Origin of the sequence: Mesobacillus sp. (assembly GCF_049588175.1) — a bacterium.
Taxonomy (GTDB): Bacteria; Bacillota; Bacilli; order Bacillales; family Cytobacillaceae; genus Mesobacillus.
In genome coordinates, this window is record NZ_JBAVFI010000741.1 from 1 (window position 1) to 3,040 (window position 3,040).

Here is a 3,040-nt window from a genome sequence, read left to right on the forward strand (position 1 = left end):
AAAATGAATCGCTTGCATATTTAGTTTTATACTTCCCCAACATCACAAATACAAACATCAGAAAAAGTATAGTTGAATCTAGCAAAATTGCAAGTAAAATTTAATTCTCGGCTTTTTAAATGTTTAAAAGCTGCTATTTTCTTTCATACTGATAGTATCTATCTTTTTGAGGAGGAAAGCAGCATGGAGCTGATGACCGACCAGCGGTTTCGCAAAACAATTAAATATTTGCGGGCATTGATCTTTATTGGGCTTGCGGGCTTGGCGTTAGCCACTATCGTCTACTTTTCTCTGATTGGTTACGCTAAGCTGCAGGGTCCTCCTGAATTAGCTGTACCACAGTCTACCTTATACTTTTCCGACGACGGCACAGTCATCGGCGAGAGCAATTCTGGACAGAAGCGTTATTGGGTTTCGTTAAAAGATATCTCACCGCATCTGATTGACGCAACGATATCTATAGAAGATAAAAGCTTTTTTGCTCATAACGGCTTTGATTATAAACGGATTGCCGGGGCAGCACTCGCTGACGTAAAGGCGATGTCAAAGGTTCAGGGAGCTAGCACGATTACCCAGCAATACGCACGGAACCTGTACCTTGCCCATGAAAAAACATGGAAGCGCAAAGCGGTTGAAGCGTTCTATACATTACGGCTTGAAATGAATTATTCGAAGGATGAGATCCTCGAAGGTTATTTAAATACAATTTATTATGGCAATGGTGCATATGGTGTCCAGGCTGCAAGCCGTTATTATTTTGGCAAAGACGCGAAGGATTTATCTCTGGCGGAAGCTTCCATGCTTGCCGGAATCCCGAAAGGCCCTAACATTTATTCGCCTTTTGCTTCCATGGAAAAAGCAAAACAGCGCCAGCAGACGGTCCTTTACACAATGAAGGCAAACGGGTTCATAGATGAACTGACGGCTGAAAAAGCAAAAATAGAGAACCTGCAGCTTGTCGGCAAACACCAGAATGACCAGCTTGGCTCGGCACCTTATTTCCAGGATGCTGTTAGGAACGCCCTGAAAAAATCATTGAATTTCGATGACCGCACAATCTCCCTCGGTGGATTGAAGGTATATACAACTCTTAACCTGGAGCAGCAGGAAATCGCTGAAAAAACAATCAGCAACATGATTTCATCTGACTCAGAAATCCAGGCCGGGTTTGTGGCCATGAACCCGAAAAACGGGTATGTCAAGGCGCTTGTTGGCGGAAGAAATTACGAGGAAAGCCCATTTAACCGCGCCGTCCAGGCAGTCAGGCAGCCGGGCTCTACGATGAAACCGCTGCTCTATTATGCTGCCCTTGAAAATGGCTTCACACCATCATCGACCATGAAGAGCCAGCTGACAACATTCAAGTTTGATGACGATCGCACTGAATACACACCGCACAATTTTAATAACAAATATGCAAACGCTGATATCACTATGGCCCAGGCATTAGCACTGTCGGATAACGTCTATGCAGTGAAAACACATCTCTTCCTTGGTGAGGAAACCTTGATCGAAACCGCCAAACGATTTGGCATCACAACGAAAATGGCAAAGGTTCCTTCGCTTGCTCTTGGTACATCAGGGGTGAGGGTAATTGAAATGGCCAATGCCTACAGTATGCTGGCCAATGGCGGCAAAAAAGTGGAGCCAATTTTGATCAAAAGGGTTGAGAACAATAGAGGGGATGTTATCTATGAATATCAGCCTGAAGATGCCGAGGTATTGAAGCCTGACGCAGCATCGGTCATGACCCATATGCTGACAGGAATTTTTGATAAAAAGCTGAACGGATACGCTTCCGTTACTGGCAGCACGCTAATCAAGAAAATGACACGTCCATATGCGGCAAAATCAGGAACTACCGAAACCGACAGCTGGATGATTGGCTACACCCCCCAGCTCGTCTCGGCAGTATGGACTGGGTACGACAAAGGCAAGCCAATTGAGCTGCCAGTGGAAAAATCATACGCAAAGAATATTTGGCTGGATTTCATGGAAAAAGCACTCGACAATGAGCCTGCGAAGAAATTCAAAGCTGCAAAAGGCACAGTCGCTGTGTATGTCGACCCTGCCAACGGAAAGCTCGCTGCCGATGGCTGCCCAGTTAAACGACTCACTTACTACCAGACCGGCACTGAGCCAACAGAATATTGCACAGACCATCTCGATGACGTAGAGTTTAAAGAAGAAAAACCACAAAAGAAAAAAGAAAAGAAACCTTGGTATAAGCGTCTATTCGGAAACTAAGTATCTGTCTACCATACCTTGTCAACGACAATAATCGCCAAAAAAGGCCTTAAACCAAAGAAAAACCCCGGAAGCAAGCTCCCGGGGTTTTTCTCGTCCTAGCATAAAATGTGTTTTTACGCTGTTATAAGTTTACTTTTTTTATTCAAAGTGAGCAAGCCAGATATTGTTAACTAGAAAAAATGTCACAATTTCGACAAATTTAAGGGAGATTTATCCAAGTGATAAATCTCCCTTAAGTTATGTTAGAAGAAGCCCTTACTCTGCGGACAAATCAGCCTTTAATTGCTCAGATGATCTTTCCCACATACCAGCATCATGATTTTTCAAATAATCAGCAAGAATTGTTTTGGATTTGTCATCCATATGGTCGACAATAATATGGCGCTTAATCGACTTATCAAGACGGTTCACATGCTCAGGCAGCAATTTATAGCCGCGGCGAATTTCACGATTGACGGTCATGTCGCACGCTGTAACTCCAGCATAATACGGACCCTCTTCCTTCCTGTCAATCGTCACCCAGACAACCCAATACAACTTGGCATCCGGAACTTCATTGCGGTCCGGGAGAAACTTGATCCCCTTCTCCACCACACTTCGTGCATGCATCGCACCGACATCTACCGTTGCTTCACCAGCTTCAACATCAATGATGACCGGCGAAACATTATCTAAAGTAAGAGCGCTCTTTCCGAAGCCCTTATGGCCGTCCATCGGATCATTTTTAATAATATTGAAACCGATATTTTTACCTTTTTTCTCTTCCATGAAAAATAACCTCCTTGAAACG

Annotated in this window: 2 protein-coding genes; one reads left to right on the top strand and one right to left on the bottom strand. The window is 44.0% G+C overall.

Annotated features, from left to right (window positions below):
- Positions 1-183 precede the first annotated feature (183 nt).
- Positions 184-2,247 carry a transglycosylase domain-containing protein gene (locus tag WB217_RS17995; RefSeq protein WP_423994675.1) on the top strand — a complete coding sequence of 688 codons (2,064 nt, stop codon included), beginning with the start codon at positions 184-186 and terminating at the stop codon, positions 2,245-2,247.
- Positions 2,248-2,505: 258 nt separating this feature from the next.
- Here the strand turns inward: WB217_RS17995 and WB217_RS18000 are convergent, their stop codons facing one another.
- Positions 2,506-3,018 carry a YwhD family protein gene (locus WB217_RS18000; protein WP_423994676.1) on the bottom strand — a complete coding sequence of 171 codons (513 nt, stop codon included), beginning with the start codon at positions 3,016-3,018 and terminating at the stop codon, positions 2,506-2,508.
- Between the last annotated feature and the right edge of the window lie 22 nt (positions 3,019-3,040).